This window comes from Phormidesmis priestleyi ULC007, from assembly GCF_001895925.1.
Classification (GTDB): Bacteria; Cyanobacteriota; Cyanobacteriia; order Leptolyngbyales; family Leptolyngbyaceae; genus Phormidesmis_A; species Phormidesmis_A priestleyi_A.
In genome coordinates this window covers 36,181-62,932 of the sequence record NZ_MPPI01000008.1, presented here as the reverse complement: position 1 = coordinate 62,932, position 26,752 = coordinate 36,181, and the positions used below count along the sequence as shown (strand labels likewise).

26 protein-coding genes are annotated in these 26,752 nt (G+C 48.6%); 14 read left to right on the top strand and 12 right to left on the bottom strand.

The window, feature by feature from the left end:
• The first annotated feature begins 164 nt into the window (after window positions 1–164).
• Window positions 165–1,115 (top strand): AAA family ATPase, encoded by a 951-nt coding sequence (locus tag BRW63_RS09110; RefSeq protein WP_073070587.1) that lies wholly within the window; start codon window positions 165–167, stop codon window positions 1,113–1,115.
• Window positions 1,116–1,119: 4 nt separating this feature from the next.
• Entirely contained in the window at window positions 1,120–2,430 is a 1,311-nt protein-coding gene (locus tag BRW63_RS09105) for a DUF58 domain-containing protein (RefSeq protein WP_073070586.1), read from the top strand.
• A gap of 36 nt (window positions 2,431–2,466) precedes the next feature.
• On the opposite strand, the gene BRW63_RS09100 is transcribed toward BRW63_RS09105, so the two are convergent.
• Window positions 2,467–3,441, bottom strand: a complete 975-nt coding sequence (locus BRW63_RS09100; protein WP_073070585.1) for a stage II sporulation protein M — start codon at window positions 3,439–3,441, stop codon at window positions 2,467–2,469.
• A 90-nt stretch (window positions 3,442–3,531) separates the two neighbouring features.
• Between BRW63_RS09100 and BRW63_RS09095 the strand changes: the two genes are divergently transcribed.
• A complete protein-coding gene (locus tag BRW63_RS09095) occupies window positions 3,532–4,353 on the top strand; it encodes a hypothetical protein (protein WP_073070584.1) in 822 nt (273 codons plus the stop codon).
• A gap of 11 nt (window positions 4,354–4,364) precedes the next feature.
• A complete protein-coding gene (locus BRW63_RS09090) occupies window positions 4,365–5,129 on the top strand; it encodes an RDD family protein (protein ID WP_073070583.1) in 765 nt (254 codons plus the stop codon).
• A gap of 22 nt (window positions 5,130–5,151) precedes the next feature.
• Here BRW63_RS09090 and puuE read toward each other — a convergent pair whose 3' ends face one another.
• From puuE to BRW63_RS09075, 3 genes are all read right to left on the bottom strand, one after another.
• Complete coding sequence (gene puuE, locus BRW63_RS09085; protein WP_073070582.1) at window positions 5,152–6,066, bottom strand: allantoinase PuuE; 915 nt, start codon at window positions 6,064–6,066, stop codon at window positions 5,152–5,154.
• The gene (locus BRW63_RS09080; RefSeq protein WP_073070581.1) at window positions 6,066–7,277 is read right to left on the bottom strand and encodes a glycosyltransferase family 2 protein; all 1,212 of its coding nucleotides are present in this window, start codon (window positions 7,275–7,277) and stop codon (window positions 6,066–6,068) included. Before BRW63_RS09080 ends, puuE begins: the two co-directional genes overlap by 1 nt.
• A gap of 256 nt (window positions 7,278–7,533) precedes the next feature.
• Complete coding sequence (locus BRW63_RS09075) at window positions 7,534–7,797, bottom strand: hypothetical protein (RefSeq protein WP_073070580.1); 264 nt, start codon at window positions 7,795–7,797, stop codon at window positions 7,534–7,536.
• A gap of 507 nt (window positions 7,798–8,304) precedes the next feature.
• Here BRW63_RS09075 and BRW63_RS09070 point away from each other — a divergent pair.
• From BRW63_RS09070 to BRW63_RS09030, 9 genes are all read left to right on the top strand, one after another.
• The gene (locus tag BRW63_RS09070; RefSeq protein ID WP_073070579.1) at window positions 8,305–8,520 is read left to right on the top strand and encodes a glycosyltransferase family protein; all 216 of its coding nucleotides are present in this window, start codon (window positions 8,305–8,307) and stop codon (window positions 8,518–8,520) included.
• Between the two features lie 186 nt (window positions 8,521–8,706).
• A complete protein-coding gene (rfbF, locus tag BRW63_RS09065) occupies window positions 8,707–9,561 on the top strand; it encodes a glucose-1-phosphate cytidylyltransferase (RefSeq protein ID WP_073070578.1) in 855 nt (284 codons plus the stop codon).
• Window positions 9,485–10,534, top strand: a complete 1,050-nt coding sequence (locus tag BRW63_RS09060; RefSeq protein ID WP_073070577.1) for an NAD-dependent epimerase/dehydratase family protein — start codon at window positions 9,485–9,487, stop codon at window positions 10,532–10,534. Before rfbF ends, BRW63_RS09060 begins: the two co-directional genes overlap by 77 nt.
• A 257-nt stretch (window positions 10,535–10,791) precedes the next feature.
• Complete coding sequence (locus tag BRW63_RS09055) at window positions 10,792–12,021, top strand: class I SAM-dependent methyltransferase (RefSeq protein WP_073070576.1); 1,230 nt, start codon at window positions 10,792–10,794, stop codon at window positions 12,019–12,021.
• Window positions 12,022–12,137: 116 nt separating this feature from the next.
• Window positions 12,138–13,064, top strand: coding sequence for a phytanoyl-CoA dioxygenase family protein (locus tag BRW63_RS09050; protein WP_073070575.1), 927 nt, complete (start codon window positions 12,138–12,140; stop codon window positions 13,062–13,064).
• Window positions 13,065–13,115: 51 nt separating this feature from the next.
• The gene (locus BRW63_RS09045; RefSeq protein ID WP_073070574.1) at window positions 13,116–14,342 is read left to right on the top strand and encodes a class I SAM-dependent methyltransferase; all 1,227 of its coding nucleotides are present in this window, start codon (window positions 13,116–13,118) and stop codon (window positions 14,340–14,342) included.
• A 70-nt stretch (window positions 14,343–14,412) separates the two neighbouring features.
• A complete protein-coding gene (gene lhgO, locus BRW63_RS09040; RefSeq protein ID WP_073070573.1) occupies window positions 14,413–15,627 on the top strand; it encodes an L-2-hydroxyglutarate oxidase in 1,215 nt (404 codons plus the stop codon).
• A gap of 39 nt (window positions 15,628–15,666) precedes the next feature.
• Window positions 15,667–17,226: a VanZ family protein gene (locus tag BRW63_RS09035; protein WP_083582786.1), complete on the top strand. Its 1,560-nt coding sequence runs from the start codon at window positions 15,667–15,669 to the stop codon at window positions 17,224–17,226.
• A 181-nt stretch (window positions 17,227–17,407) separates the two neighbouring features.
• Window positions 17,408–17,779 (top strand): DUF433 domain-containing protein, encoded by a 372-nt coding sequence (locus BRW63_RS09030; RefSeq protein WP_073070571.1) that lies wholly within the window; start codon window positions 17,408–17,410, stop codon window positions 17,777–17,779.
• A 446-nt stretch (window positions 17,780–18,225) separates the two neighbouring features.
• On the opposite strand, the gene BRW63_RS09020 is transcribed toward BRW63_RS09030, so the two are convergent.
• Both BRW63_RS09020 and gshA read right to left on the bottom strand, forming a co-directional pair.
• A complete protein-coding gene (locus tag BRW63_RS09020) occupies window positions 18,226–19,191 on the bottom strand; it encodes a DUF362 domain-containing protein (protein WP_073070570.1) in 966 nt (321 codons plus the stop codon).
• A gap of 213 nt (window positions 19,192–19,404) precedes the next feature.
• On the bottom strand, window positions 19,405–20,556 hold the full coding sequence (gshA, locus tag BRW63_RS09015; RefSeq protein WP_073070569.1) for a glutamate--cysteine ligase: 1,152 nt from the start codon (window positions 20,554–20,556) through the stop codon (window positions 19,405–19,407).
• A 157-nt stretch (window positions 20,557–20,713) separates the two neighbouring features.
• Here gshA and BRW63_RS09010 point away from each other — a divergent pair, with 157 nt between their 5' ends.
• Window positions 20,714–21,805 carry an AI-2E family transporter gene (locus tag BRW63_RS09010; protein ID WP_073070568.1) on the top strand — a complete coding sequence of 364 codons (1,092 nt, stop codon included), beginning with the start codon at window positions 20,714–20,716 and terminating at the stop codon, window positions 21,803–21,805.
• Window positions 21,806–21,916: 111 nt separating this feature from the next.
• On the opposite strand, the gene BRW63_RS09005 is transcribed toward BRW63_RS09010, so the two are convergent.
• From BRW63_RS09005 to BRW63_RS08980, 6 genes are all read right to left on the bottom strand, one after another.
• Window positions 21,917–22,996, bottom strand: coding sequence for a peptidoglycan-binding domain-containing protein (locus tag BRW63_RS09005; RefSeq protein ID WP_073070567.1), 1,080 nt, complete (start codon window positions 22,994–22,996; stop codon window positions 21,917–21,919).
• A gap of 112 nt (window positions 22,997–23,108) precedes the next feature.
• Window positions 23,109–23,753, bottom strand: coding sequence for a DUF3318 domain-containing protein (locus tag BRW63_RS09000; RefSeq protein ID WP_073070566.1), 645 nt, complete (start codon window positions 23,751–23,753; stop codon window positions 23,109–23,111).
• Window positions 23,754–23,952: 199 nt separating this feature from the next.
• Entirely contained in the window at window positions 23,953–24,138 is a 186-nt protein-coding gene (locus BRW63_RS08995) for a hypothetical protein (RefSeq protein ID WP_073070565.1), read from the bottom strand.
• A 193-nt stretch (window positions 24,139–24,331) separates the two neighbouring features.
• Complete coding sequence (locus tag BRW63_RS08990; protein WP_073070564.1) at window positions 24,332–24,691, bottom strand: resolvase; 360 nt, start codon at window positions 24,689–24,691, stop codon at window positions 24,332–24,334.
• A 165-nt stretch (window positions 24,692–24,856) separates the two neighbouring features.
• Window positions 24,857–25,294: a hypothetical protein gene (locus BRW63_RS08985; RefSeq protein ID WP_073070563.1), complete on the bottom strand. Its 438-nt coding sequence runs from the start codon at window positions 25,292–25,294 to the stop codon at window positions 24,857–24,859.
• 567 nt (window positions 25,295–25,861) lie between these two features.
• Complete coding sequence (locus tag BRW63_RS08980) at window positions 25,862–26,626, bottom strand: DUF1350 family protein (RefSeq protein WP_073070562.1); 765 nt, start codon at window positions 26,624–26,626, stop codon at window positions 25,862–25,864.
• Window positions 26,627–26,752 lie beyond the last annotated feature (126 nt).

The following is a 26,752-nucleotide window of genomic DNA, read 5'->3' as shown; positions in this document are numbered from 1 at the left end:
AGCTAAGTTTGCAGATGGAAGATAACGATCGCTATGGGTCAAATTAGCCGTGCAATAGCAGGGTTTTCGCGATCGATTACCCCAATTTGCAAATCAGCCCGTAAGATGGGTGTGCTGTTTGTCGATCCTAAACCTATCTACACTTCACCTTCACCCTTTAATCTATGTCAGATCTCTACGCCATGTTTACTCGCCTTAGACAAGCACTCGATCAAGTCGTAGTGGGGCAAACCACGATCGTGCAACAACTCACGATCGCGCTGCTGACGGGGGGACATGTCATCTTAGAAGGCGTACCGGGAACTGGCAAAACGCTGCTAGTGAAGGTGATGGCACGGTTGATCGAGGCAGATTTTCGACGGGTTCAACTCACGCCTGACATTCTGCCGTCTGATATTTTAGGGACGAACATTTTTGACCTCAACACACGTGACTTCACCCTTAAAAAGGGGCCGATTTTTACTCAAATCTTGTTGGCAGATGAGATCAATCGCACACCTCCTAAAACGCAATCTGCGCTACTAGAAGCGATGGAAGAACAGCAAGTCACGTTAGACGGTGAAAGTCTGCCGCTTTCAGAGTTGTTTTGGGTGATTGCAACGCAGAATTCTCTAGAGTTTGAGGGCACTTATCCCTTGCCAGAAGCGCAACTCGATCGCTTCTTGTTCAAACTGATCGTTCCCTACCCCGATGCTGCCGCCGAAAAGCGAATGCTGCTTAACAGTGAGGCAGGCTTTCGAGCAAAGCGATTAGATTTAGCAAAGCTCAAGCCTGTGGCAACCGTGCCGCAAATCCTGCAAGCTCGACAAGAAGTGAGCGCGATCGCGGTTCAAGAAGCGGTGTTGGATTATTTGTTAGGGGTGGTGCAAAAAACTCGGCAGCATCCTGATTTAGTGTTGGGAGCTTCACCACGCTCGGCAGTCAGTTGGCTTCAAGCCAGCAAAGCTCAAGCCTGGCTGTCAGGACGCAAATTTGTCACGCCTGACGATATCAAAGCGATTGCTCCACCGCTATTACGTCATCGGTTAATTCTTCGCCCCGAAGCTCAACTCGATGGGGTCAACGTCGATGCTGTGATTGCCTCTGTTCTGACTCAAGTTCCCGTTCCTAGATAGCGCCATGATTCCTGCTCGCCGGACTTACGGACTGTTAATTTTTGGAGTGGCGATCGCCGCCCTTATCGCAACAGTTTGGGATGCTCAGACTCGCGTGGCTGCATGGCTAACTGCGCTCCTGATTTGGAATGGGTTAATTCTCGGATTAGCAATTTGGGACAGTCGCCGCGTCAGCCGCGTTCGAGTTGAGCGGTCTGCACTATCGCGACTGTCAATCGGACGGGATAACGCAGTCAGCCTATCGGTTGAAACTGGGCAAGCCGCCGAGGTGCAAATTTATGACAATTATCCGATCGAGTTTGGGGTGTCGCAGATGCCTCTCGCAGCGAAGTTGCCCAGCAATAGTACACAAGACTTGCTTTACACGGTGCATCCGACCCTGCGCGGCGAATATCTGTGGGGCGCGATTCAGGTGCGGCAACTGAGTCCTTGGCGGTTGGGTTGGCACGATTGGAAGATTCCTCAAGTCCAAAAAGTTGCCGTGTATCCCGATCTGATTGGGTTACGATCGCTCTCGATTCGGCTGACTCTGCAATCGGCGGGTTCGATTCGACGCGCCAGACGGTTAGGCATCGGCACCGAGTTTGCCGAACTGCGCGACTATGGCATTGGTGACGATCCCCGCTTTATTGACTGGAAAGCGACGGCGCGACGCGGACAGCCTTTAGTGCGAGTGCTAGAACCAGAACAAGAGCAAACGTTGATTATTTTGCTCGATCGGGGTCGCTTGATGACCGCTAATGTCAAAGGACTGTCTCGATTCGATTGGGGCTTAAACGCAACGCTTTCACTCGCATTAGCAGGATTGCATCGCGGCGATCGGGTTGGGGTTGGCGTGTTCGATCGTCAACTTCACACCTGGATTCCGCCTGAGCGGGGTCAGTCACATCTAACGCATTTAATTGAGCGTCTGACTCCCATTCAGCCAGAGATTATAGAACCAGATTATTTAGGTGCAGTCACTGCGTTAGCCAATCAACAAACTCGCCGTGCGTTAGTTGTTCTCATTACCGATATCGTAGACATCACTGCATCGGCTGAATTGTTGGCAGCACTCGGACGGTTAACGCCTCGCTATTTACCGTTTTGTGTGACGCTGCGTGACCCACAAGTCGATCGACAAGCCAATGCTGTAACCGAAGATGTGCCGTCTACTTATGCTCGTGCAGTCGCTCTAGATTTGTTAGCTCAACGTCAAGTTGCATTTGCCGACCTGAAGCGAAAAGGCGTGTTAGTGCTCGATGCGCCTGCTAACCAAATCACAGAACAACTCGTCGATCGCTATCTGCAACTCAAAGCCAAAAATCAACTCTAAAGATTCGACGGTTCAAATCACTGGTTGAACAACGCTTCAGTTAAGTTTTTCACCGGGACGTTTCAGGCTGCAATACAGGATCAGCAAACTAAACAGTACGATTCCGACGATGTATTTGAGTAATTCGGGCACGGCTGGACTAGGTGAGAAAAAGCCCTCGATCGCACCTGCAATCACCAACATGGGCACAATTCCATAGACTAACTGCGCGGCTTGTAATCCATAAAATCTCAGCGCATCGGCACGACGAAACTTTCCGGGTAAAAGAATTCCTCTAGCAATTAACAACCCCGCAGCACCCGCTAGAAAAATGGCAGGAAGTTCTAAAGACCCGTGCGGAAACACAAACGCCCAGAATGGAAACGCCAGATTATTTTGACCGACTAAAGTCCCGATCGTGCCAATCATCAATCCATTAAAAAACAACAGCAGCACCGTCACAATTCCCAGTGTCATGCCGCCCGCGATCGCCCGAAACGAAACCGCCAAATTGTTGATCATAATTTGACTCGATGCGATCGGTTCAGTTCCTAAAATGGAACCCATCCAAAGTTTGTGATCGTCGCGCACCAGGCGAATCATTGATTCGGGCACAATCAGCGCCATAAACGACGGATCGCGCCAAGCAAACCACCAGCCAATCAAGCCGCCCAGCAAAAACAACCCGGTCGAGATCGCGATATAGACCCAAGTCTGCTGCACCACCGCCGGAAAGCCCCAGCGATAAAAGTCAAGCACCGATCGCCATTCTTGCCGTCGCGAACCCTGATAAACCTGACTATAGCCGCGCGCCGTCAACTGCTGTAAATCATGCACCAACGTGTTGCCGATCGCCGCCTGATGGGTTTTCGCTCGCGCCAGATCTGCCGAGACAGAGCGATATAAGCTGGCTAATTTTCTGATTTCATCAGTTTGCAGCGATCGCAGTCCCCGCTTTTCCATCTGAGTCAGCAATGCGTCTAACTGCTGCCAATCGGGTTCTCGTCTGGCAATCCAACGTTTAACATTCATAAAATTTTCGGACACTCGGTGTTAGGTCGCCTAAGATAGCGTCAACTCTATAGTCATCCTTTAGTAGGATGCCAATGGCAACTATTCATTATGTCAAATCTTAGCCCCGCCAGTCCGCTCGGCCCTCTCAGTGTTGGCAATGTTGTCAGCGCTGGTGTGCGAATTTATCGTTCTCATCTTCAGCAGTATCTTACGCTATCGCTGAGAGCCGCTCTGTGGAGTATTGTTCCGGTCTACGGGTGGGCAAAGTCTACTGAAATTGCGGGCGCGATCGCTCGGCTTGCCTACAGTGAGCTGGTTGACCAACCCGAAACCGTAACCGATGCCCGCAGACACACTAGCCCTCGCCTCTGGCAATTTTTTGTCACCAGCCTGTTAGTGAGTCTGATTTTTGTCGGCTTGTTTTTCGGATTTGGCATCGGATTTTCGATCATCGTTGGCGTTGGTGCGGTTGCTGCGTCTACGAGTCCACCTTTGGCACCGCTATCTGTGATTTTAGGCATTGTCGCCTTCATTGCATCAATCATTATCCTGATTCGATTTGGTTCTCGGCTGTTCATTTATGATCTCCCGATGGCGATCGAAGACAACATCGACAGCACCACGTCGATCAGCCGCAGTTGGAGCCTGACGAAGGGAGCCGTTGGGCGACTTCAATGGATTCTTGTGGTCGCATTTTTGATCACGCTGCTGGTTTATTTGCCTGCGATCGCGCTCTCTGGCACCGTCTCTTTCCTATCGATCAATGATCCATCGTCTGGTGTGCTGCTTCTGATTCAATTAGTTGATCTGGTCGTCAGAATTTTGCTGACTGCGTTAGTTATGCCCTATTGGCAGGTGATCAAAGCCGTCGTTTATTATGATTTGCGCGCTCGTCGAGAAGGGTTAGGCTTACAGTTACGCGATCGTTAATCTCATCACCTATGCGCTTTTTCAATAAAATCAAAGTTCAAACGCCTGAAAGCGTCGAGCTAGAATTTACGCTGGCAGGAATTGGTAATCGCGCGTTGGCGCTGCTGGTTGATTATGTCATTTGGGGATGCATTCTATTTGTGTTCTTAGTGGTGTGGGGCATTCTAGCGAGTCAACTGCCTAGATACATCCAGTCTAAAAACTTAGAACTTTGGCTGACGGCAATTTCGATGGTGATCGCCTTTGCGATGTATGTAGGCTATTTCGTATTCTTTGAAACGCTCTGGCAAGGGCAAACTCCCGGCAAGCGCTATGCTAAAGTTCGGGTGATTCGAGAAGATGGACAACCTGCTGGACTTTCACAAGCCCTGTTGCGATCGCTGCTGCGCCCAATCGATGACTTTCTCTCGATCGGGATGTTGTTGATCATTTTGGGCAAACGAGAAAAGCGCTTAGGTGATTGGGTTGCCGGAACGCTTGTCGTTCAAAATGATCGCCCTATAGTGGCTGCAACATTTCAAACATCACAGCAGGCAACGCCTTTAGCAACCGAGCTTTTAGCCACGGCTGAAATCAGTCAGCTACTGCCCGATGATTTTGCGGTGATTCGAGAATATTTGCAGCGCCGATCGCTGATGGAAACAAAAGCTCGATCAGAGTTAAGTTTGCAGTTAGCGCGTCAGACAAGACAGATAATCGGGCTACAAGATTTACCGTTTCAAATGACTCCAGATCTATTTTTAGAAGCGGTATATCTGGCTTATCAACAACAATAAACCTCTTCTGTTTTTAGCCCTTCTATTCGGATTGGGGTTTGTGATGTTGATGCCAATGTTTAGCAATATCAATTCGACGACAAAGCCATACTCGATCGTGTTGCTGCACATAATCAAGAAACCGTGACAAAGCGGCTGCCCGTCCGGGTCGCCCTACCAATCGGCAATGCAATCCTACACTCATCATTTTGGGTGCAGTTTCGCCTTCTGCATACAGCACATCAAAGGCATCACGCAAGTAGGCAAAAAACTGATCCCCAGAGTTAAACCCTTGATTAGTCGCAAACCTCATATCGTTATTGTCTAGCGTGTAGGGAATCACTAAATGAGGTTTGCCATAGTCATGAACCCAGTAAGGTAAATCATCTGAATAACTATCAGAATCGTAGAGAAATCCACCTTCTTCGACAATTAACTTACGACTTATGGGGCTAGTGCGCCCAATATAACAACCTAACGGACGATCGCCCGTTACCCGCGTGTGAACCTCGATCGCTTGGTGCAAATGCGCTCGTTCTGCGTCTTCTCCAAAATATTTATAGTCAATCCAGCGATAGCCATGACTGGCAATTTCCCAGTTCGCTTCCAGCATGGCAGCTACCGCATCAGGATTGCGCTCTAACGCCATTGCCACGCCATACACAGTCACCGGAATTCCTCGTTGAGTAAACAATCGGTGCAAGCGCCAAAAGCCCGATCGACTGCCATACTCATAGCAAGATTCCATATTCATGTGGCGCAGCCCATTGAGCGGAACGGCTCCCACAATTTCTGAAAGAAACGTCTCAGACGATTGATCACCGTGCAAAATGCAGGTTTCGCCGCCCTCTTCGTAGTTGATCACAAACTGCACCGCCACCCGCGCCTGATTTTCCCAGTTTGGTTCAGGAGTCGTGCGCCCATACCCAATCAGGTCTCGTGGATAGTTTATTGGCATCAGTCGCTGTTGTTGAATGAATAGAGGTTTGCTTTCAACCCTATGCAGACGGTGTTCTCGGCTGAATCGGAATCTGCGCGGCTTTGAGCGCCCAACTCAACTATACGGTCTTCTGCAACGCTGCGATCGCCCTTGATCGGGCTAGGCGATCGCAGCTTCACCACCGGAATTCGATCTGCCTCAATGGGCACAGAGCGACAGGTCTTAGAGGTTTTGACCAAGAGTTTAGGGTGCCAGGTCAGCTTAAACACGGTTCGCAGCAAGCGACGTAAAACTCTGCGGAGGGCAAAAGGCAATTGTGTGGTGCTAGAAAGGGTTGCGTAGAAAGCTCCCATACGATGAACAGTGGCGTTAATTAAGTGGCGATCGTAACACTCAGCCCAAAACGTATGGGCAGCAGCACGATCCCCGCAATAAGACCAATAATCGGTGTAGAAGAAATATAGCCCTCCTAACATTGCACGACGTTCAGAGGTGAGCAGTCCTTTTTCTTTAAGCGTTGCGATCGTGACCTCAAAAAAATGAGAATGAGAGGTGAGCCGAGAGGTTGAGAGCGCACTCTTGCTGAGTCGATCATCGTGCAACACGCGCCAAAAACAATCTGGGTAGTCAAAACGACGATAGTTTAAGCCCTGCGCCACTGCTCGAAAATGCAGTTCGATGTCTTGAAACACCCGCAAATCTTCGTCCCACAGCCCTAATTTGATCAACGACTCACGTCGCCAAGTCGGGCACATGGTTTGCCAGGGCGCATCAAAATCAAGGAAGCGATCGAGGTCGTTTACATCACTTTCGATATTGAGCAACACCTTCATGTCATTCGTCTGCTGCTTAAAGAGAATGCAGGGAAACACGCCAAAATCAAGATCGGGATGTGCCTCCATGCACTCAAAGCGCTTTTCTAAAGCCGTGACTGCCAAATAATCATCAGAATCTAGATAAATAATATATTTGCCTTTGGCAAGCTGAGTTCCCAAATTGCGGCACACGGGGGCACCTGCTTTTCCCTCTGTGCGGCGGATATAGTGAATGCGAGGGTCAAGCTTGATGATCTGCGAGACGCGATCGCAAGTGTCATCAGTCGAGCCGTCGTCAACGACCCAAGCCTCCCAGTCATCAAAGGTTTGACTCTGAAGAGAACTCAACGTGGACTGGAGAAACTCGCCTCGATTGAGCGTGGGAATAACGATAGAAATTGCAGGCAAATCCATGAAACTCTCTTTGGCTGAACAGCAACGACGGAACTGAAGTTTGCGTGAGTAGAGGTCAGACAACCGAAAATCGGGCTAGAGATGAACTTAAAATCTAGTCAAAACTTTGCATTTGGCAGATTCACACGAGGGTTGATCGAGTGGCACGGAGTAAGTAAACGACCGATCATTTTAGCGCAACCTCCTGATAACTCTCTGGTTTAGCAATTTGCCCTGAGTCGAGTTGATAATGGACAGTAATGTGAATTGTCTTACTCTAGCCTGAGGTTTGTGCAGAATCGCTGATTAAACTTCTTTCATTAACTAAAGCGATCGTTGCTTCATCAAACATTAAAACTTCTCGACCATAATAAAGGAGTCTTGCGCTACTTAATGCCCTGATTTTGTTTGCCGATAAGCAGATGCGTCGCTCTCTGATAACCGCATAAATTCTCTCTGAAAATTGTTCGTCTAAATCCGCTCTGTTGCCCAGTTTTGGTAGATCTCTATACAAAGAATAGAGCGCATTTTTAGATGACATCGGACGACAAAGTGTCTTAAATCTTCTGTTCATAAGAGTAGAAATAAAACCTTCTAAAGGAATACGATTTCCCGTTTCCTTTACCGAATCTTTATATTGAAGATTGCGTTTATTAGATGTTTTTGTATTTAATCTGACTTAGTTAATTCATCTCGAAGCAGATAATTGGTCCCAAAGCAGAACTACATTAGACCCTGGCCTAATAACGATCGCACTTATGTCAGTCCTTTTTTGTATAAAAAGCTACGGGTTAATACTGAGTTAGAGAGTTATTACGGAGGGAAAGAGGCATTCCCCAGGCAAAAATATGTTTTTTCAGTAAAGACTCCGTAGAAATATTGGCTTTATTTACCTCGGTTTGCTAATTAAGTAATACAGCACGAGCTGGTCTAAAAAAATTCAGTGCTAATTCAGTGCTGGTTTTATGTTTGGCTGTTGGAACCTCCCTAGATTCCCCACAAACAGTTTTGTTTAAGATTGCATCTTCACCACAAACAAGTATCTCAGATGACAGATTCTACGGTTCGTATAAATACTGGCATTCCTGTTTACAACAGCGAAGGCTATCTAGAAACAGCCCTAAATTTAGTTTTTTTGGCTCAGCCTTTCAGCCCTTTTGAAGGCGTTATTTTTGACAACACTTTGACCGATCGTCCCACGAGACTGTGGGCGGGAAGATCGCACGTTCCCGTCATAGCTCAATCGCGGCTGCGAAGTTCGTGACGATCGAGTACCCAGTGTCCCCTTAAATGACCACCCTCGCTGCTTCGATCTAGTTAGAAGTAGCGCTCGTAGCACAGCACCCGGTTGTCTAAAAATAGTATGATCACGACCGCGTTGATCTTGACCGCTTCACCCTGGAGCCAGGTCAAACTTTAAAGCCCAAGAAGAAACTCTTTAAGGAACCTTATGAAAGTCGCAATTTTGGCTGGCGGACTCGGTTCACGTTTGGCTGAAGAAACCGAAGCTAAACCCAAACCGATGGTCGAGATCGGCGGTCGCCCGATTCTCTGGCACATCATGATGCACTATTCCACCTACGGCTTTAAAGACTTTTCGATCGCGCTGGGCTACAAAGCCGAAGTGATCAAAAAATACATGGTCGATTATTGTTCGCTCAACAGTAACTTGACTGTCAACTTAAAGTCTGGCGAGATCGAAACGCACGGGGGCTATAGACCCGACTGGATGATTGATCTAGTGGATACAGGTCTCAAAACCCAAACTGGTGGACGCATCAAGCGCCTTGCACCTTATGTGGGCAACGAGACGTTTATGCTCACCTGGGGCGATGGCGTGTCAGATGTCAACCTCGATGATCTGTTGGCGTTTCACCGATCGCACGGCAAACTTGCCACCCTCACTGCCGTTCGCCCCCCGGCTCGGTTTGGGCATCTGCAACTCGAAGACGACCAGATTACAGAGTTTTCTGAGAAACCCCAAATCGGCGAAGGCTGGATTAACGGCGCGTTTTTTGTCTTAGAGCCAGAAATCTTCGACTATATTGACGGTGACATGACCCACTGGGAAAAAGAACCGCTAGAGCGCCTCGCTAGAGACGGGCAACTGATGGCATACAAGCACAATTCCTTCTGGCAGTGCATGGACACCATCCGTGAGAAAAAACTTTTGGAAAGCCTCTGGGAAAGTGGCAAAGCACCTTGGAAAATTTGGGAGGATCAACAAAATGCGAGTCTTACTAACGGGGCACAGAGGCTACATCGGAACAGTCATGACACCCATGCTGCTAGCAGCCGGACATGAGGTTGTTGGCATCGACACAGACCTCTATCAGCGCTGCACATTTGGCGACGGGTTTCCTACCATTCCTACGATTCAGAAAGACATTCGAGATGTCGTCGCCGCCGATATCAATGGATTTGAGGCAATTTTGCACCTGGCAGGTCTGTCTAACGACCCACTAGGAGACTTAAACCCTAGCTTGACGTTTGACATCAATTACAAAGCATCGGTGCGCTTGGCAGAATTGGCTAAACAAGTCGGCGTTGAGCGATTTATCTTCTCGTCGTCGTGCAGCAATTACGGTGCTGCTGGAGATGCGCCCGTTAATGAAACTTCAGAGTTCAATCCGGTGACTCCTTACGGGTCTTCTAAAGCGATGACTGAGATGGATGTCACCAAGATGGCGGATGACAGTTTTAGCCCTACGTTCCTCCGAAGTGCGACGGCTTATGGCGTGTCTCCTCGGCTGCGATTTGATTTGGTGTTAAATAATTTGGTTGCGTGGGCGATCACGACAGGCAAAGTTCACATTAAGAGTGACGGCACCCCTTGGCGACCGATCGTGCACATTGAAGACATTTCTCGCGCGTTTTTGGCAGTGCTGCACGCGCCTCGTGCATTGATTCACAATGAGTCGTTTAACGTGGGACGCACCCAAGAAAATTATCGCATTAGCGAGATTGCAGACATTGTGAAGGCAACGGTTCCCGGCTGCGAAATTGAGTATGCCGAAGATGCGGGCCCCGATCTGCGATGCTATCGCGTTGACTGCGAGAAAATTGCTAAAACGCTGCCAGAATTTCAGCCCCAATGGACGGCTAAAAAAGGAGCCGAAGAACTCTATAACACCTACAAGAAAGTTGGACTAACGCTAGATGAGTTTGAAGGTGAACGCTATAAGCGAATTGCTCACATCAAATATTTGATCAGCGATGGATTGCTCGATCAAAACCTACGTTGGCAGCAAGCTGTGCTAACTCCTCTGGTGGTCTAAGCGCGGCAACTGGACAGAATGTAGCTTAACGTGAGTTCGACCACTTCGTTGCCAGTCCATCGCGCCCCCTAAATCCCCCATTCTGGGGGACTTTGAAATTTCCCAGAATGAGGGTTGGAGGGCAGTTTGCTAGAGCGCATCGAACTCACGTTATTAGAAAAGAGTAAACAAGAGACTTAAGCCCCTTGTTTTGAGAAGATGTTCCGCAGTGCAAATTGATGCAGTCGATCGAGTTCAAGTTTTAGGAGATTTCATATATGGGCACTTCCAAAACAGCGTGTCGGTCTTGTGGCAATCCAGAGTTAGAAATCATTATCGATTTTGGGCACACTCCCTTAGCAGATGCTCTCGTGACTGAGGCGCAGTTAGGGCAACCAGAGATAACGGCTCCGCTTGATTTAGCCGTTTGCCCCAACTGTTCGCTGGCACAGATTACCGAAGTGGTGCCGCCAGAGATTTTGTTTTGTCGAGACTATCCCTACTTTTCGTCGGTGTCTGCTGCGCTGTTAGAGCATTTTGGGGGCAGTGCCCGATCGCTGATCCAGTCTCGCAATCTCGATGCTAATAGTCTGGTAATCGAAGCGGCGAGCAACGATGGCTATATGCTCAAAAACTTCGTTGAGGCAGGCATTCCAGTTTTGGGCATTGACCCGGCTGAAGGCCCTGCAAAGGCGGCTTTAGAGGCAGGAGTGCCAACACTAAACACATTCTTTGGCATTGAGTTGGCGAAGCAACTCCGAGCTGAAGGCAAAGCGGCAGACGTGTTTCTTGCCAACAATGTGTTGGCACACGTCCCTGATCTCAATGGTTTTGTCGAAGGCATCGGCATCTTGCTCAAAGAGACAGGCGTTGCCGTGATTGAAGCCCCCTATGTGGTCGATCTGGTCGATCACGGTGAATTTGACACCATTTATCACCAACACCTCTGCTACTTCTCGATCACTGCATTAGATCGGCTATTTCGTCGTCACGGACTGTATCTCAACGATGTCAAGCGCACAACAATTCATGGCGGTTCTCTGAGGTTATTTGTTGAGCCTGTTGAAGCCGTGCGCGATTCGGTGAAGATTCTGCTTGAAGAGGAGCAAAATCGTAAGGTCGATCGGCTTGACTATTATCAAGATTTTGCCGATCGAGTGAATACTATCAAGCACGATTTGCTAGCAATTCTGCACGATCTAAAACGGCAGGGCAAGCGCATCGCTGCTTATGGGGCTGCTGCCAAAGCTACCACGCTATTGAGCTATGTGGGCATCGATCGTCAACTGGTCGATTATGTGGTTGACCTCAATGTGTTCAAACAAGGTCGCTATATGGGCGGCAATCATCTGCCGATCTTTGCACCTGCCAAACTGTTAGAAGACCAGCCCGACTATGTTCTGATTTTGGCGTGGAACTTCTCAGAAGAAATTATGCGCCAGCAATCAGCCTATCGTCAGCAGGGTGGGCAATTTATCGTCCCGATTCCGACTCCTAAAATCGTCTAAGGGTCGTGGATTAGAGAATATCGGTTACTTGCAACGTCAATGGGCACGGCAATGCCATGCCCCTACATCTGACTCCATTGTTGATTTAGACCTACCCGGAAAGGAAGCTTTTCATCATGCACACCGTTTATTTTGATTCTCCAGTTAGTGATGCCGTGAGACGGGAACGCCTCTATAGCGGACAGTTGTTTGTATTCTCACCTCGCCCTAGCACGTTGGCACTGCGCCAGCTTGCCCGCGACATGATCGAAGAGGCATTTGCGCCCCTCGACCCAAAAACCGCGCAATATCAGATGTCGGTTGAAGAATATGTCGCGATCGTCGCTCCTCTAAAGCCCCAGTTTATCCACCATCCTCAAACCAAGCATCTGATTCGAGACATTTTAGAAGACCTGTCCTGTGATTTAGAAAAGACTTATCTCGACGTACCCCGCCTGAGAATGGTCACGTCTGACGGCTATCTCACGAGTGGCGTAGGCTATGCACATCATCCCCATCGTGACACCTGGTATTCTGCCCCGATGTGTCAGCTAAACTGGTGGCTGCCCATCTACGACATCGAAACAGAATGCTCAATGGCGTTTCACCCTCGCTATTGGAGTCAGCCTGTGCAGAATGAGTCAAGCAGTTTTAACTACTATGAGTGGAACAAAAATGGGCGCAAAAACGCCGCCACTCAAATCAAGGCTGATACACGAAAGCAACCTCACGCGACTGAAACGATCGAGCTAGATCCCCAAGTGCGGGTCGTCTGCCCTCCAGGAGGGATTGTGCTGTTCTCTGGCGCACAAATGCACTCAACCGTTCCCAACACGTCTGGGGTGAGCCGCTATAGCATCGACTTTAGAACGGTTCATTTAGATGAAGTCGTGTCAAAGTCCGGTGCGCCAAACATCGACTCTGCCTCGACGGGCACCTCGCTTAGAGACTTCATGCGCGGCAATGATCTGTCTCGTCTACCCGAAGAAATTGTGGCTCTCTACGACGAGACAACTGTTGACGAAGGTCTGATTTTCCAGCCAGAATTGATCCCGACTCGATAAAAGCCATTTGAATTGTTCGTATCATCTACCCTCTTTAATTCAGGACACCCGATGAATCAACCATCAGTCATTAAACAATCGAGTCTTACAGGAACCCGCACGATCGCGCATTCCTGCCCTAGCTGCGGACATCCAGAACTCTCTGTTTTTTATGAAGTGCGGAACGTTCCGGTTCACAGTTGTCTGATGATGCCGACTCAACAAGAAGCGATCGACTTTCCTTGCGGAGATGTGGTTTTGGGCTTTTGTCCTGAGTGCGGCTTCATTACCAACGTGGAGTTTGATGCCAACAATTCTGATTACTCGCCGATTTATGAAGATCAGCAGAGCTTTTCACCGACCTTCAACTCGTTTGCTTACAAGCTGGCAAGTCGCCTGATCGACAAGTTTGATCTGCACGATAAAAACGTGGTTGAAATCGGCTGTAGCAAGGGAGATTTTCTGATTTTGCTGTGCGAATTGGGCAACAATCGCGGGTTGGGCATTGACCCTAGCGCCATCGTCGGACGCGTGCAGAGTGAAGCGGCCGATCGCGTCAGCTTTATTCAAGATTACTACTCAGAAAAGTATGCCGATCGCGTCGGTGATTTTATTTGCTGTCGTCACACCCTTGAGCATATTCACCAAACGGCTGAGTTGGTTCGCACCGTGCGGAGATCGATTGGCGATCGCCTCGATACAACGGTCTTCTTTGAAATTCCCGATATGGGACGAGTGCTGACTGAGCAAGCCTTTGAAGATATCTACTACGAACACTGTTCTTACTTTACGCCGGGGTCTTTGGCGCGGCTGTTCCGCAATTCTGGGTTTGAAGTCGATGATTTATATCTCGACTATGGCGATCAATATCTGATGATCGAAGCCCGTCCGGTGGCGACTCCTTCAACCAAGATTCACCCTGCCGAAGAGAGTTTAGAGCAACTCGTCAGGGATGTCGAAACGTTTACCGCAAATATTGGCAACAAACTCGCTCATTGGACACAACATTTACAAGAGATGCGATCGCAAGGTAAACGCGTTGCAGTCTGGGGATCTGGATCGAAATGTGTCGCATTCCTAACAACTTTAGGAACAAAAGATCTCATTGACTGTGTGGTAGACATTAATCCTCACCGTCACGGTCGATTTATTCCGGGCATTGGTCAAGAAATCAAATCTCCAGAATCACTAAAAGATTACCAACCCGATCAGGTAATTGTCATGAACGCAATTTACTGTGATGAAATTCAGCAAATGCTAGAGAAAATGGGCGTTACTACAGAAGTAACGGCTATTTAAGTCGCGATCGCAACACGGAGGAATCTAACTCGTTGATTCCTCCTTTACTGTCTCAAAAGTCAGGGGTTCCATGTACGATTTTGCGATTGTTGGGGGCGGCATTGTTGGGTTATCGACTGCGATGGCACTGGGAAACCGCTACCCAGATGCCAAAATTTTGCTATTAGAAAAAGAGAGCCAATGGGCCCACCACCAGACGGGCAACAACAGTGGTGTAATTCACTCTGGCATTTACTATAAACCAGGCAGCTTTAAGGCAAAGTTTTGTCATGCAGGTAGCCGATCGATGGTGCAGTTTTGCCAGGAACACGCGATCGATCATGATGTATGTGGCAAAGTCATTGTCGCTACTGAGCCAGAAGAGTTACCGCTCTTAGAAAATCTTTATCAACGAGGGCTGCAAAACGGTCTAAAGGTTGAACGAATTACGGCGGAACAAGTGCAAGAAATCGAGCCTCACGTTCGATCTTTAGCAGGGATTCGAGTCGTTTCGACGGGCATTGTCAGCTACAAGCAAGTCTGTCAAAAATATGCAGAACTCGCAGCTTCTCAAGGAGCCGATTTGCGCCTCAATACGCAAGTAGAAACTCTGGTCAAAACTAGTGATGGATATGATATCGCCACCACAAACGGCGCGTTTAATACTCGATTTGTGATTAACTGTGCAGGGCTGCACTGCGATCGGGTGGCTCAACTGACTCGCGCTAAACCGCCCGCTAAAATCGTCCCTTTTCGCGGTGAATATTACGAGCTAACTCCAGAAAAACGCTATCTAGTCAAGCATCTGATTTATCCAGTCCCCAATCCCAATTTCCCCTTTTTGGGCGTTCACTTCACGCGCATGATTGACGGCACCGTTCACGCAGGCCCCAACGCGGTGTTGAGCTTTAAGCGAGAAGGCTATAAAAAAACAGACTTTAACCTGCGTGATTTTGCCGAAGTCATGACCTATTCCGGTTTCTGGAAATTGATGGCAAAGCACGCCGATCAGGGCATTCAAGAAATGCTGCGATCGTTCAGCAAAGCGCTGTTTGTGCAAAGTCTGCAACGACTGATCCCAGAGGTGCAAGCGGAAGATTTGGTTCCGACTCATGCAGGGGTGAGAGCGCAAGCTCTAATGCCCGATGGCAAGCTCGTCGATGACTTTTTGATGGTGCAAGAGGGCGACGCTTTGCATGTTTATAACGCCCCTTCTCCGGCAGCGACAGCCTCGATCGAGATTGGTCAAGCGATCGCGGGTCAGGTTGCGATCGTGCCTTCATCGAGTGTTTCATTTAGTGCTTAGTCGTTATCCTAAGATTGCAACTTGACCGACGATAACTTGATGAAACCTAGCAATCACTCTAGTCAGAATCGCAGTTCCAACTCCAAAATCTTGACTCATTGGGCTGCAAAGCTTGTGGCTGGAAGCGTTTTATTCGTGTTCATCGTGACGTTGTTACCGTTTAACTTCACCCCGATCGCGCCTAATCTGCACACGATTGTTCGTCGCTTCTTTGCCCATCATAGTGATCTCAATGACCTAATCGGAAACGTCATTTTCTTTCTGCCGTTTGGTTTTGGGTTAGCGTGTTTGGCTCGACAGAAGGGATTTAATCATTTAGGCACGGTTTTAATTACGTTCTTTGCCAGCAGCACTTTGTCACTGACTGTAGAAACCCTACAGCTCTTTCTGCCTTCGCGTAGTTCAAGTGTGATCGATATTTGCACCAATACAACGGGAGGCGTTTTAGGCGCGATCGCCTACTTAATTTGGTGCGTCATGGCTCCGGGTCAATCACCAAGATTTGCAGACTTTTTGAGGCGACGGCTTTCAGGGCGAGTCTTGATCGCCGCGATCGTCGGTTGGCTAACCGTCACCACTTTCATCGTTCTCACATTTCAGCAAGCTGCCACCTTCAGCAATTGGGATACTAGCTTTCCGCTGTTGTTGGGAAACGAGCAGACCCAAGATCGACCCTGGACGGGAACTATTTCCAAGGTTGAGATCAGCGATCGAGCGAGTTCAGCTTCAGAAGTTGCCGAGATTTTTGAGCATCAGGGCTTTGTCTCGCGAGATCTGATTGCTGCCTACACGCTCACGGGGCCGGGAGGCTACCCCGATCGAACAGGTCACTTGCCCGATTTAGTTTGGCGTGGAGGAGCGTCCCAACCGATTCAGGGAGGACAATTCACAACCGATCGCTGGCTGTCTACCCAAAAACCCGCAACGGCATTAGCCAAAGCGCTCAAAGAGACTTCTGAGTTTACGTTAAGCACGATCGTGGCAACATCCGATTTCACGCAAACCGGGCCTGCGCGGATCATTTCTCTCTCAGGGGATGCGTCCCGCCGCAATTTCACACTGGGTCAAGAAAAAACCGACCTAGTGTTTCGATTACGAACTCGGATCACAGGAATCAATGGAAGTTCTACCGCTTTATTGGTTCCTGATGTTTTTAGTGATACTAAAATTCATCATTTAGTGTTGACTTATAAGCATCAAGTCCTAACGCTTTACGTTGATAACATCCAGCGTTTATCAACTCTTAAACTGACCCCAGACATAACCCTATTCCGTTATCTATTTTCTGTTAAAGATCGTAGTGGTCGTCTCGTCCGCGTTAATCCTTTTATTTACGCTACCATATTTTATGTTACTTTTTTTACACCACTAGGCTTGCTCATAGCATTAATTGTTATGCGGCTAAAAAGCTCATTGAGCGCTTACTTATTTGTGTTCGTCAGTGGAGTTTTCATTCCTGCATTACTGCTAGAGCTATTGATTAGAGGAGACGAATTTCGACTCGCTAATTTAGCGGTAAGTGTGGCGATCGCAACCTTTACCATGCTACTCGTCAAAGCTCGATTGTCTACCCGCTTAAAATCAAGCTATGCGGCTTGATTCTCTTGGGATTTTGAGTTGGTTGAACTGAATTCATGAACATCGAGACAGAGGTTTAGAAGATCGATATGTTGATCGAGGCAGGCGCTATAGAGATGATTAGACTTTATAATAGGAGTACTCCAGACTTGAGCAGGAGTTCGTAGAGTATGAGACAACTAACTTCTTGGAGATTGTGCGTATGTCGCCAGTATCTAACGAGCAGTCAGAAATCACTCGTACAGAGCGTGGGCTAACGATTTCAGGCACTCGCATTACTATTTATGACGTAATAGACCACCTTGTAGCAGGACGACCGCCACAACTGATATTAAACTGGCTTCCCTTAACAGAAGAGCAGCTTGAGGTAGCACTGTCATACATTGAGGCAAATCGGGCTGAGGTAGAAGCTGAGTACCAGGAAGTTTTGAAGACAGCAGCAGTAGCCCAGCAGTACTGGGAAGCAAGGAACCGCGAACGCTTTGCTCAGATTGATAGGATGCCACCTAAGTTTGGTCAAGAAGCTCTGTGGGAAAAACTTCAGGCGCAAAAGGCTAAACATACAGTGGAGTAGATGAATTTTCTGATTGACTACAACCTCCAGAAATATGCTGCGATTCTATTGGGGAAGATTGCAAGCGACGGTTGGCTTGATCTGAGATGATCGTTGAGTTTGAGAAGTTGTCTGCGGCGGGTGAAGCGGATTGTTATGTCGTCTAAAGCGAGATTCATCCTGTGTTTTTCTAGCCTCGATCGGCTTCTATTAATCTCAAGCCTCCCATCGTAGTGCAAACGAAGAAGGGAACAAAAAACCAATCTGGGGAGTTGAGATAGAGCCAAATCATCAAAATAAGCCACAAAATCAGACAAATCGTGGCGAGTAGAGTGTGCATAGACTGGCAAGCCAATTTGCAGAGGTTTGCTCAGTCATTCAGTATCTCTACTGAGAAATCAGTTGAAAAAGATTGAAGAAACCGTGAAGTCAAGGGTCAGATTCTAACCAGTATGCTGAATCCAACCTTACCGATAGGCCTGCATCGGTTCTTTGATAAAGCGAATGTAGAGATGCTTAAAAGTAGACTTTAAAACACGCGGCGCACCAAAGTCGATCGGCATCATTTTTTCGGGCAGTTGCCAATCAGCAAGGCGCAAATCTTCAGGGCGGCAATGCACAAAGGTAATCTCACTTAAGTCTGGACAGCAGCCCAGTCGCTGAGACGCGACGATCGTCGGCACGATCGCAGGATCTACATTGAGAATTTCGACGACGGCACGATCGAGAGCAAACACGTTATTCGATGCGCCCAAAATGCCGAGCGCTCTCGGTTCGCCACCGCTCGGCCCATTTCCTTCGTGCCCAATGATGCCATCGAGAATGGTTAAATCAGGATCGATCGCGCGGGCGGTTTCGACGAGCATTGCTCCAAAGCGCTCTTGATCTTTCCCGGCTTCCATGTGCCACCAGGCTTTCATCTTGCCCGGAACGCAGCCAAACAGGTTCTTAACGCCCATTGTGACGGTCAACTGCACATGAGATTTGACTTTAGGCAGGTTGATCACAACATCAGCTTCCATCGCTTCTTTAGATAGCAGTAGATGATTAAAATCTTCGCTGACAACTTCATAGCGCTTGCCGTTGAATTCGACGATCGGCAAATTCAATTCTTCAACTAGCGGCAAATATCCGTTTGCTGTAGCAACTCCTCTAGCACTTCCAAACGCCGGGCCGTCTCCTAAAAAGGGCATTCCTCCCGCTTCTTGCACCAGTTTTGCGACCCAATAAACGATTTCTGGACGGGTGACGCATTCTTTAGTAGGGCGCGCCCCTGTAAGGAGATTGGGCTTGAGCAACACGCGATCGCCCGGTTTGACAAAAGCAGACATGCCGCCGAGGGGTTCTAACAGCGTCTCGATCGAGTCACGAAGTTGAGCGCGATCGTAAGAATTTGCTCGAATCAAGCTAACAGAAGCAGTGAGGATTTGCATATCGTCAAAGAGGTTAAAAATTAGGGCGTTGCAGAATCAGGGGCTGAAATGACTGTAGGGGTAGTGCCCCCGTGCCTATCCCTGACACAGGGCAACCACAGGGAGATTGCCTGTACCCCTGACGGAGGGCAACCACGGGGGGATTGCCCCTACCTAAATTATCCCGCTATTCAGCAACGCCAAGATTAGATGCAGAATTTTTCAGACAAGGAACTAAGCCACCATTGGTTGACCTAATTCATGTTGAAGCGCTAACTCTTGGGTCTGCGTGGTTTGAATCGATTCCATCACAATGCGCTGCGCGTCCCAGCCTTGTTCGTGCTGTTTTAGCCAACACTGTGCCTCGTTTCCCTCGCGCAAAATTTTCTTGATGGGCAGCAAAAAGCAGCTAAAGCCGTTTTTTTTAGCGATCGGCCAAACCTCTTGATAAAGCTGCTCGACCCAATCGCGGGCAAGAATGGGTTTACCCGATCGCCAGTCTATTAATTCAGCATCCAGGCTGGTATGAGCGGCGGCGATTTCATTGGCATCTGCGATCGTCACCAAATCTTCTGCCCGCGTTGTGGCTGAGAGTTGACTCATCTCTAATGGATCGAGATGTGGATCTTCAATCAGTTGATGCAGCCGAGCTTCTAAAAGTGCGGTGATTGCCAGCAGCGCGATCGGGTCAGACACCAAATCACAGATTCTCAACTCTAGACGATTGAGATTATAGGGTCGGCGATCGCCATTCGGGCGCACTGACGACCAGAGATGACGCACATTCTGCATCGTCCCGGCGGCTAGTTGCGCCTCCGTCCATTGAATAAAGTGAGCGTGGCTTTCAAACAACGGGACGTGAGTTGGCGTTTTAGGAAACACAGCCCAACGGCTAGAGTGCGAACCAGTCACAGCACCATTCAGAAAGGGAGACGCAGCACTGAGCGCCAGATAGAGCGGTGCCTCAACTCGCACCAACCGACAGGCACGTATCAACAACTCAGGGTCACTAATGCCGACATTAATATGAACACTAGCGGTAACAACTTTGGTGCCGTAGGTCTGCTCAATATAGTCGTGATAAGGGTTTCCCGGATCAGATCGGTGAAATTCATCTGCCCCACTCAATGCCAGAGTGCTGCCCGGAATCAAGGTATAGTCTCCCAACTGCTTGAGATAGTCACGCAACTGCCCACGCGGACGCACGAGATCACAGAGCGATCGCTCATATCGATAACTGGGAGGAGTGGTGTATTCGACATTGCGGCTGTCAGGTTCTCGCACAAAGCCATCTAACGCCGCCACAATTTTGTCAGACATGCCAACGACTTCACCCTTTGGCGTTCCGGTATAAACCTCGATTTCAAACCCTTTTGATAGCAGCATCTCGCCTCCGCAAGTTGAGCGGTTTTATCTCTTTAGTATCCCGGAAAAAGGGACGACTGCGAACTATCCAAAGAAAGGGTGCTCTCTCTCCCGCCATAGATCACAAAACACGAGAGATGGCATACTCATCTACAGAACGTGGCAGGCAGACAAAATCGTGGGATTGGGTAAATGGGTTGGGTTTTTAGGGTTGGCGATCGCGCTCTACATTTTGTGGGAGATTCGCCAGGTGTTGCTGTTAGTGTTTGCGGCAGTCGTGTTTGCAACGGCATTTAATAGTCTGGTGCGCCGCCTTCAGCGAGTTGGAATGAAGAGAAGCGGCGCGGTGGCACTCTCGATCGGGACTTTTTTAGTGCTGTTGGTGATCTTTGTGGCGCTGATTGTGCCGCCGTTTATCACTCAATTTCAACAACTGGTAGAACTTGTGCCGAAGGGACTCGACAACCTCCAGAATCGGTTTCAAGATATGCAAAGCATGATTCCGGGTTACTCTCAATTTGTGCCTGGAGTCGATGATCTGATTCGGCAGATTCAACCGTTAGCGGCGCGGGTGGTCGGAAACTTTTTCGCCTGGTTTTCAAATGCGCTGGCGATCGTCATTAATCTGTTGCTAGTTGTGATTTTGACGGTGATGTTTCTGATCAACCCTCAACCCTATCGCCGCGGATTTGTCCTGCTGTTTCCCTCGTTTTATCGCAGACGAGTCGATCAGATTCTGTCTCTATGTGAGATTGCGTTGGTTAACTGGGTTGGGGGCACTTTGATCAACATGGTGGTGATCGGGACGGTCAGCGGCATTGGCTTGCTGATTTTAGGAGTCCCCCTAGCGCTAGCAAATGCGCTATTAGCCGGGTTGTTAGAAGCAATTCCTAACGTAGGTCCAGCGTTGAGCGTGATTCCTCCGGTGGCGATCGCCCTGATCGAAGACCCCTTTAAAGCCGGAGCCGTGATCGTTTTATATATCGTGATTCAGCAGCTAGAGCAATATTTGCTCGTGCCGTTTGTGATGTCAAAGCAGGTATCTCTGCTGCCTGCCGTGACGCTATTATCTCAGGTGATCTTTGCCATCTCTTTTGGGTTTTTAGGATTATTTCTAGCCATCCCTTTAGTGATTGTGGGTCAGATTTGGCTACAAGAAGTCTTGATCAAAGATGTGCTTGATCCCTGGCAAGAAAGTGAGAAGTTTAAACTTGAACCAGCGATCGATGCCGAAGAGTTGGACGTGACTTCAGAAACCGAACACTCTTAGGACTTACGCATTTTGACCAAAACCTCGGAGGTTTAAGCCACTCTGTCGGTCACGATGCTTGATTCTTGGTTAAAATCTCCGAGGTTTGCGTAAGTCAAAGTCTTCTACTTTTTAGTAGCCGTCGATCGACCAATGGGGCGGGTCATATTCCAGCTTATACACGCCGTAAGAAGCGCCAATCTTCCACAGTCTAGAATTGTCATTGCCAGAGCGCGGTGCCCCGATGCTGACCACTCGCCCAGCAGCGTCTTTAATGTTGAGATTGCCTTGCCACTCAATGATCCAATCAATAGCAAGAGCTAAAGTGTGACGCGATCGCAGCGCCGCCGGGTTTGATCCAATATCATAAGCTTCGATCATCTGTCTGACCGCTTGCAGTGAAATTGCATCCGTGTATTGCACCCAATCAATATCAACTCCCGGCATCGCGGGGACATCTTCAGGCGCAATATCTCGATTATTAATTGCGACAGCATAGTGCATTAGATAAGCACGTTCAGGCGGTCGAAAGGTGGCCGTCACTTCGATCGCAGCCCCGGCATCTTTAAGCGCTTTCTCAAAGGCTTGTACCCGTTGCCGAAAGGGGGAGACAAGATCGTCGATCGACTGGCTGCCCGGAAAAAACCTGACCCATTGGGCACCACTCAGCCGCCCGCGTAGCCTGCGCGCATACTCAGTCAGAATGTCAAGAGCAGGTGCCAAATCTGCGCCTAATTTCTGCTTTGTGGTGGCTGATAGCTGTTGCTCAAGACGAGCGGGAAAGGCGACATCGACAATTTTGTAAGCTTCAGCCAATCCTCTCGTGCTTCTGATGCCAAAGTCTCCATCGCCGATCAGAGGAGGATTGAGCCGCCCGATCGCCGTCAAGCTTCTTTGCAAATCTCCAACCTCAGCCCTGCCAAAGTTGAGATAGTCGAGCAACTTTGCGGCGGTTAACCCCGCTACTCGATAAATAAACCCCTGAGACAGCGCTTTAGCGTAGGTGCCAGGGCCCACAATGCCATCGGCGGTTAACCCATTTTTTTGCTGAAAGTCGCGAGTTGCCTTATCGGTTACGGCTCCAAAACCGTTATCAACTGCCCCGATCGGGTAGTTTAAATCCACTAAAAAACGCTGCCATGCTCCGACCGCAGCGCCCGTTGAGCCTCGTTTTAAAACAGGTAAATTTAAGGCACTAACTTTAAAAGCCATGACGATCGCTCCCCATCTAAGACAAAAAAATGAGTAATCGGTGATTCGGCTTTTAAAGATTGCCCGATCGTCCGTTACTCATTCTCTTTTACCAGAAAGGTGTAGATTTGGCTTACTGATATTCCTCGACAGGAGACTTCATTTTAGATTTCGCTTTCGCTGCACTCTTCTTGAGAGCGGTCAGACGTGACTCATATTTCGCTCTCAGTCGCTTTTTGGGAGTTTGGTCAATCAGCGTTTTTAAGGCACTTCCCAGGCTCTTATAAGCGTTGGGCAGCGTGTAGCCAAAGCGCGTCGCCAAAGAAATTGCTTTTTCGTCAGCTTCAGTAGCTTCCTTAAGACTGCGCTCACTATTATTTTTCTGATAAAGACGAAACCCAGCAACCCCTGAAAGACCCAGCGCTAAGACCAACAACAAACCATCTTGAACCCACAGTTCGCCGACTGCGCCCCCTAGCCCGATCGCTAACGCCGCCATTTCCCAGCCGTCTTTAGGAATGGTATCTGCCTGAATGCGAGCAACTTCGTGCCAAAACAGCAGGTTGCGCTGGTCGATCGCCAGTTGATCCCACTTCGGCATATCGATTTGAATTTCAACTTCGTCTCTGCCGATCTCTTCACTCGTGATCAAACTTGGGTTAACCGCAGTAGTCACCTCGATCGTCACCCAGCTTTGCAACTCTGGGGGCAACAAGGTTTTTAAGCGCCGCAGTTCGCTCATGTCGGCTCTGGCAGTCGAAGTGGCATACGATGTCATGGCTTCAGCCTCGAAGTTAAAGAAGTTAAAATATAGTCCTCTCTCTCGATGATAGCGATTCTACAGATCACTGAGGCGAGGTGCATCTATTGTGCCGGATCAAAAGCAAATCCAGCAATAACTTTAGGATACGACCTTCAAATCAAAACGAGCGACTATCAAACCGATAATCGCTCAGAGGTTAAGCTCGACAGATTTCTTAATCTGCGAGTTCGATCGCTGGAGGGGAGACTGGCTGAACTGTTGGAGGGCTGCTATTCGTGTAGCAGGCGATCACCCAGAGGGGTAAAACCAGCGTGAGTAGAGCAATGATTGTGCCAATAATGTTTGCCGCAGTATGGGCAGGTTGCCCCGAAGGGCTGGTAGGGTGGCTACCGGATTGCATAATTTATGTTAAACAAACTCAACTAGGATTAGCGGCAGAAAAGACTTCTTTTCTAGTTAACCCATGACGGAGGCAGGAAACCCTATCCTCACTAATGCCAATTCTAGCGATCGTCGCCTCAGTTTTTCGGTTTCGGCAAGCAATCTTTAGAAAGACACGCTTTCAGTGTAAACGATTTTAACAAAATGCGGTTTCAGGCGCGAGATTTGAGCGTCTGGTGAATGCCTTGTAGCTCAGTCAAAATGGCTTGCAGCAGCTCTTGAGTGGCGTTGGGCTGAAGTTCTTGAATCTCGATCGTGACGTGTTTGATTCGCAAAACATCTTTGGCAAAACGCGCAACCTCGTTGGGATGAAATAACAGCCCCTCAGCCGGACTAGAGCGCATCTCAGGATTTAAGCGCTTGGGATCATAAGCGAGATTGGTCGAGTGAGGATCGGTGTTGGCATAGCGATAAACAGAGGCTCTAGAACGATTGAGCGCTTTTTGCACGGCTTCAATATCCATTAACCCTGTGGTTGTCGTTGCCTCGACGTGAGAATCGACAATGGTCATATCAGCTACTTTCTTGCACTTGGACGCGCCAATCTTAGCATAAGACAAGAGGAGCTGAGTGCAACCGAAGCGCGATCGGGTAGTTCGTTATTCGGCTGCACATCTCTCAGTACAGTGCTTTGGTCAGTTGGGGCAGCATTCAATCAAAAGCATTCTGGTTAAATGCTATTTGATTGTGAAGGCGCTTCTTCCATGGTCAATTTGGCTTCCTTGGACGGTGCAGATACTCCGTATAACCCTGGTGCCATCGCTAGTCTCAATATTACAGGTGCCAGAGGCAGGAACGGTGCGGAAGCCCTTTTCAGACGAACGAAATTTACTGACCCGAAGTTGAACCTTGCCCTCAAAGTTTTTCTGGACGTTGCCAATATACTCGATAGAGAATCTTCCGGCGTTCGTTAAACCGAGTGAACCGTTGTTATTTGCAAAAGCAAGCACTAAGCTCGCATCGCCTACGCCTTTGAAGCGGGCATTTTCGATCGTTCCTCTGCTTTTGAAAACTGCATTGGTGGGGTCGCCGGGTTTAGCCAGGGTAGCGGTGGCTGCAATGAGCAAAGTCGTACAACCTAACAGGCAAGTCGAAGCAATATGTTTAACGTTCATCTCAAATTAATCGTTTAGACGTTTACAACCGGGTCTTAGCATGCTCAAGTTTTAAGTGCTGCTTAGAGACTATTTGCATTAAAGCCTAAATCTTGCCCTTTGTTAGCACCGTATGCAAAATTACCCGTCTGATATCAGACGGCTTGTTGACATCCTCACCGTCCTAAAGGAGCGGTGATTCCCAAACCTCGCGATTTGAGTTTCTGCTTCATTGCAACTGCCTCTACCCTCTAGGAGTTTTGGTCTTATGCTCGCTCCACAGACTAACCCCGCTAGCCCAGCGGTTTTTTGCGCGAAATCCCCAGAGAATTTCTATGTTGGTTGATTCAAGGGATGTTTACCATTGCCCTGTCCTCTTTTCCCGGTCTACCGATTTTTCTGCGCCGCCAGCACAGGGCTGAACTTCGCTCGTTAGGCTGTCTGATCCATCGTCACGGGTGGGTCATTGACCAATACAAATCTACCACAAATCAATGTAAAGCCGTGCTAGAAGCACGGGGTTTCTACCCATTTCTCTGATGAGGGGACAATCGCTCAGAATACCCCAACTGCGGCAAGCGTCAACTCTTATCGGGTTCCCATTGGGTTTAACCAACGGACGATCGCAGTCTCTAATCCTTGAAGTTCGCGATAGATTTCTTGGCGCATCCATTGCCCGATCGCGTCAAATGGCGAAAACGAATCGCCAGTCTGCCACTTAAAATCCTGTCCGATCGGCGTGGCATGAGAGCCTTTAAGAATCTGGAAAGTCACCATATCAGGGAAGCGTTTCTTCAACAGTTCCGACAAAGTGTAGGTTTGATCGATCGAGTCGTTATCAAATTTCACCAGCAGATTGCGCCGAACTTGATAGCGATCGCTAATCATTTTGTTCGTTTCTAAAGGCGAAGGCGTAAACTCGACTGAAAACACTTGAGAAAATTGCTCGACTAAAGGAACAGCATCTCGCGCCGCAAAGTTATTAAACGAGATCAAAATATTTCCGGCTCGCTCGACCCCAAACAGACTGCCAATCAATAAATGCAGTTTACAGCCCATGCTGTGACCCATTCCATAGACGGGAATGTAGCGTTTTTTAATGATGCGAGTTTGAAGGATTTCTAAGGCACGATCGAAGCTTTGCAAAACCGACTTGGCAATCTCAATGTGATCAAAAGTGTTGACAAACGGAGTCGCCACGATCGCATATCCCTGCGATGCCAGATATTCTAATAAACGACGGTAGGTGAGTTGAGGAGCGGCGGCCACAAATGCCCCGCCCAAAAAGTGTACGATCGCAATGGGTCGATCGGGCACTAAAACCCAGTTGCCAGAAATTTCTTGCCAGTCCATTCAGTCTTTGCGCTCAGAGTTCTTCTGCTTTCTATTGTCTCGTATTGGATCAAGTTGAGTTATTTTTCTCAAAATAGCGGTGATTGCAACTCTTTTGGTACGGTTCTACGCTCCCTGATCTTGCCG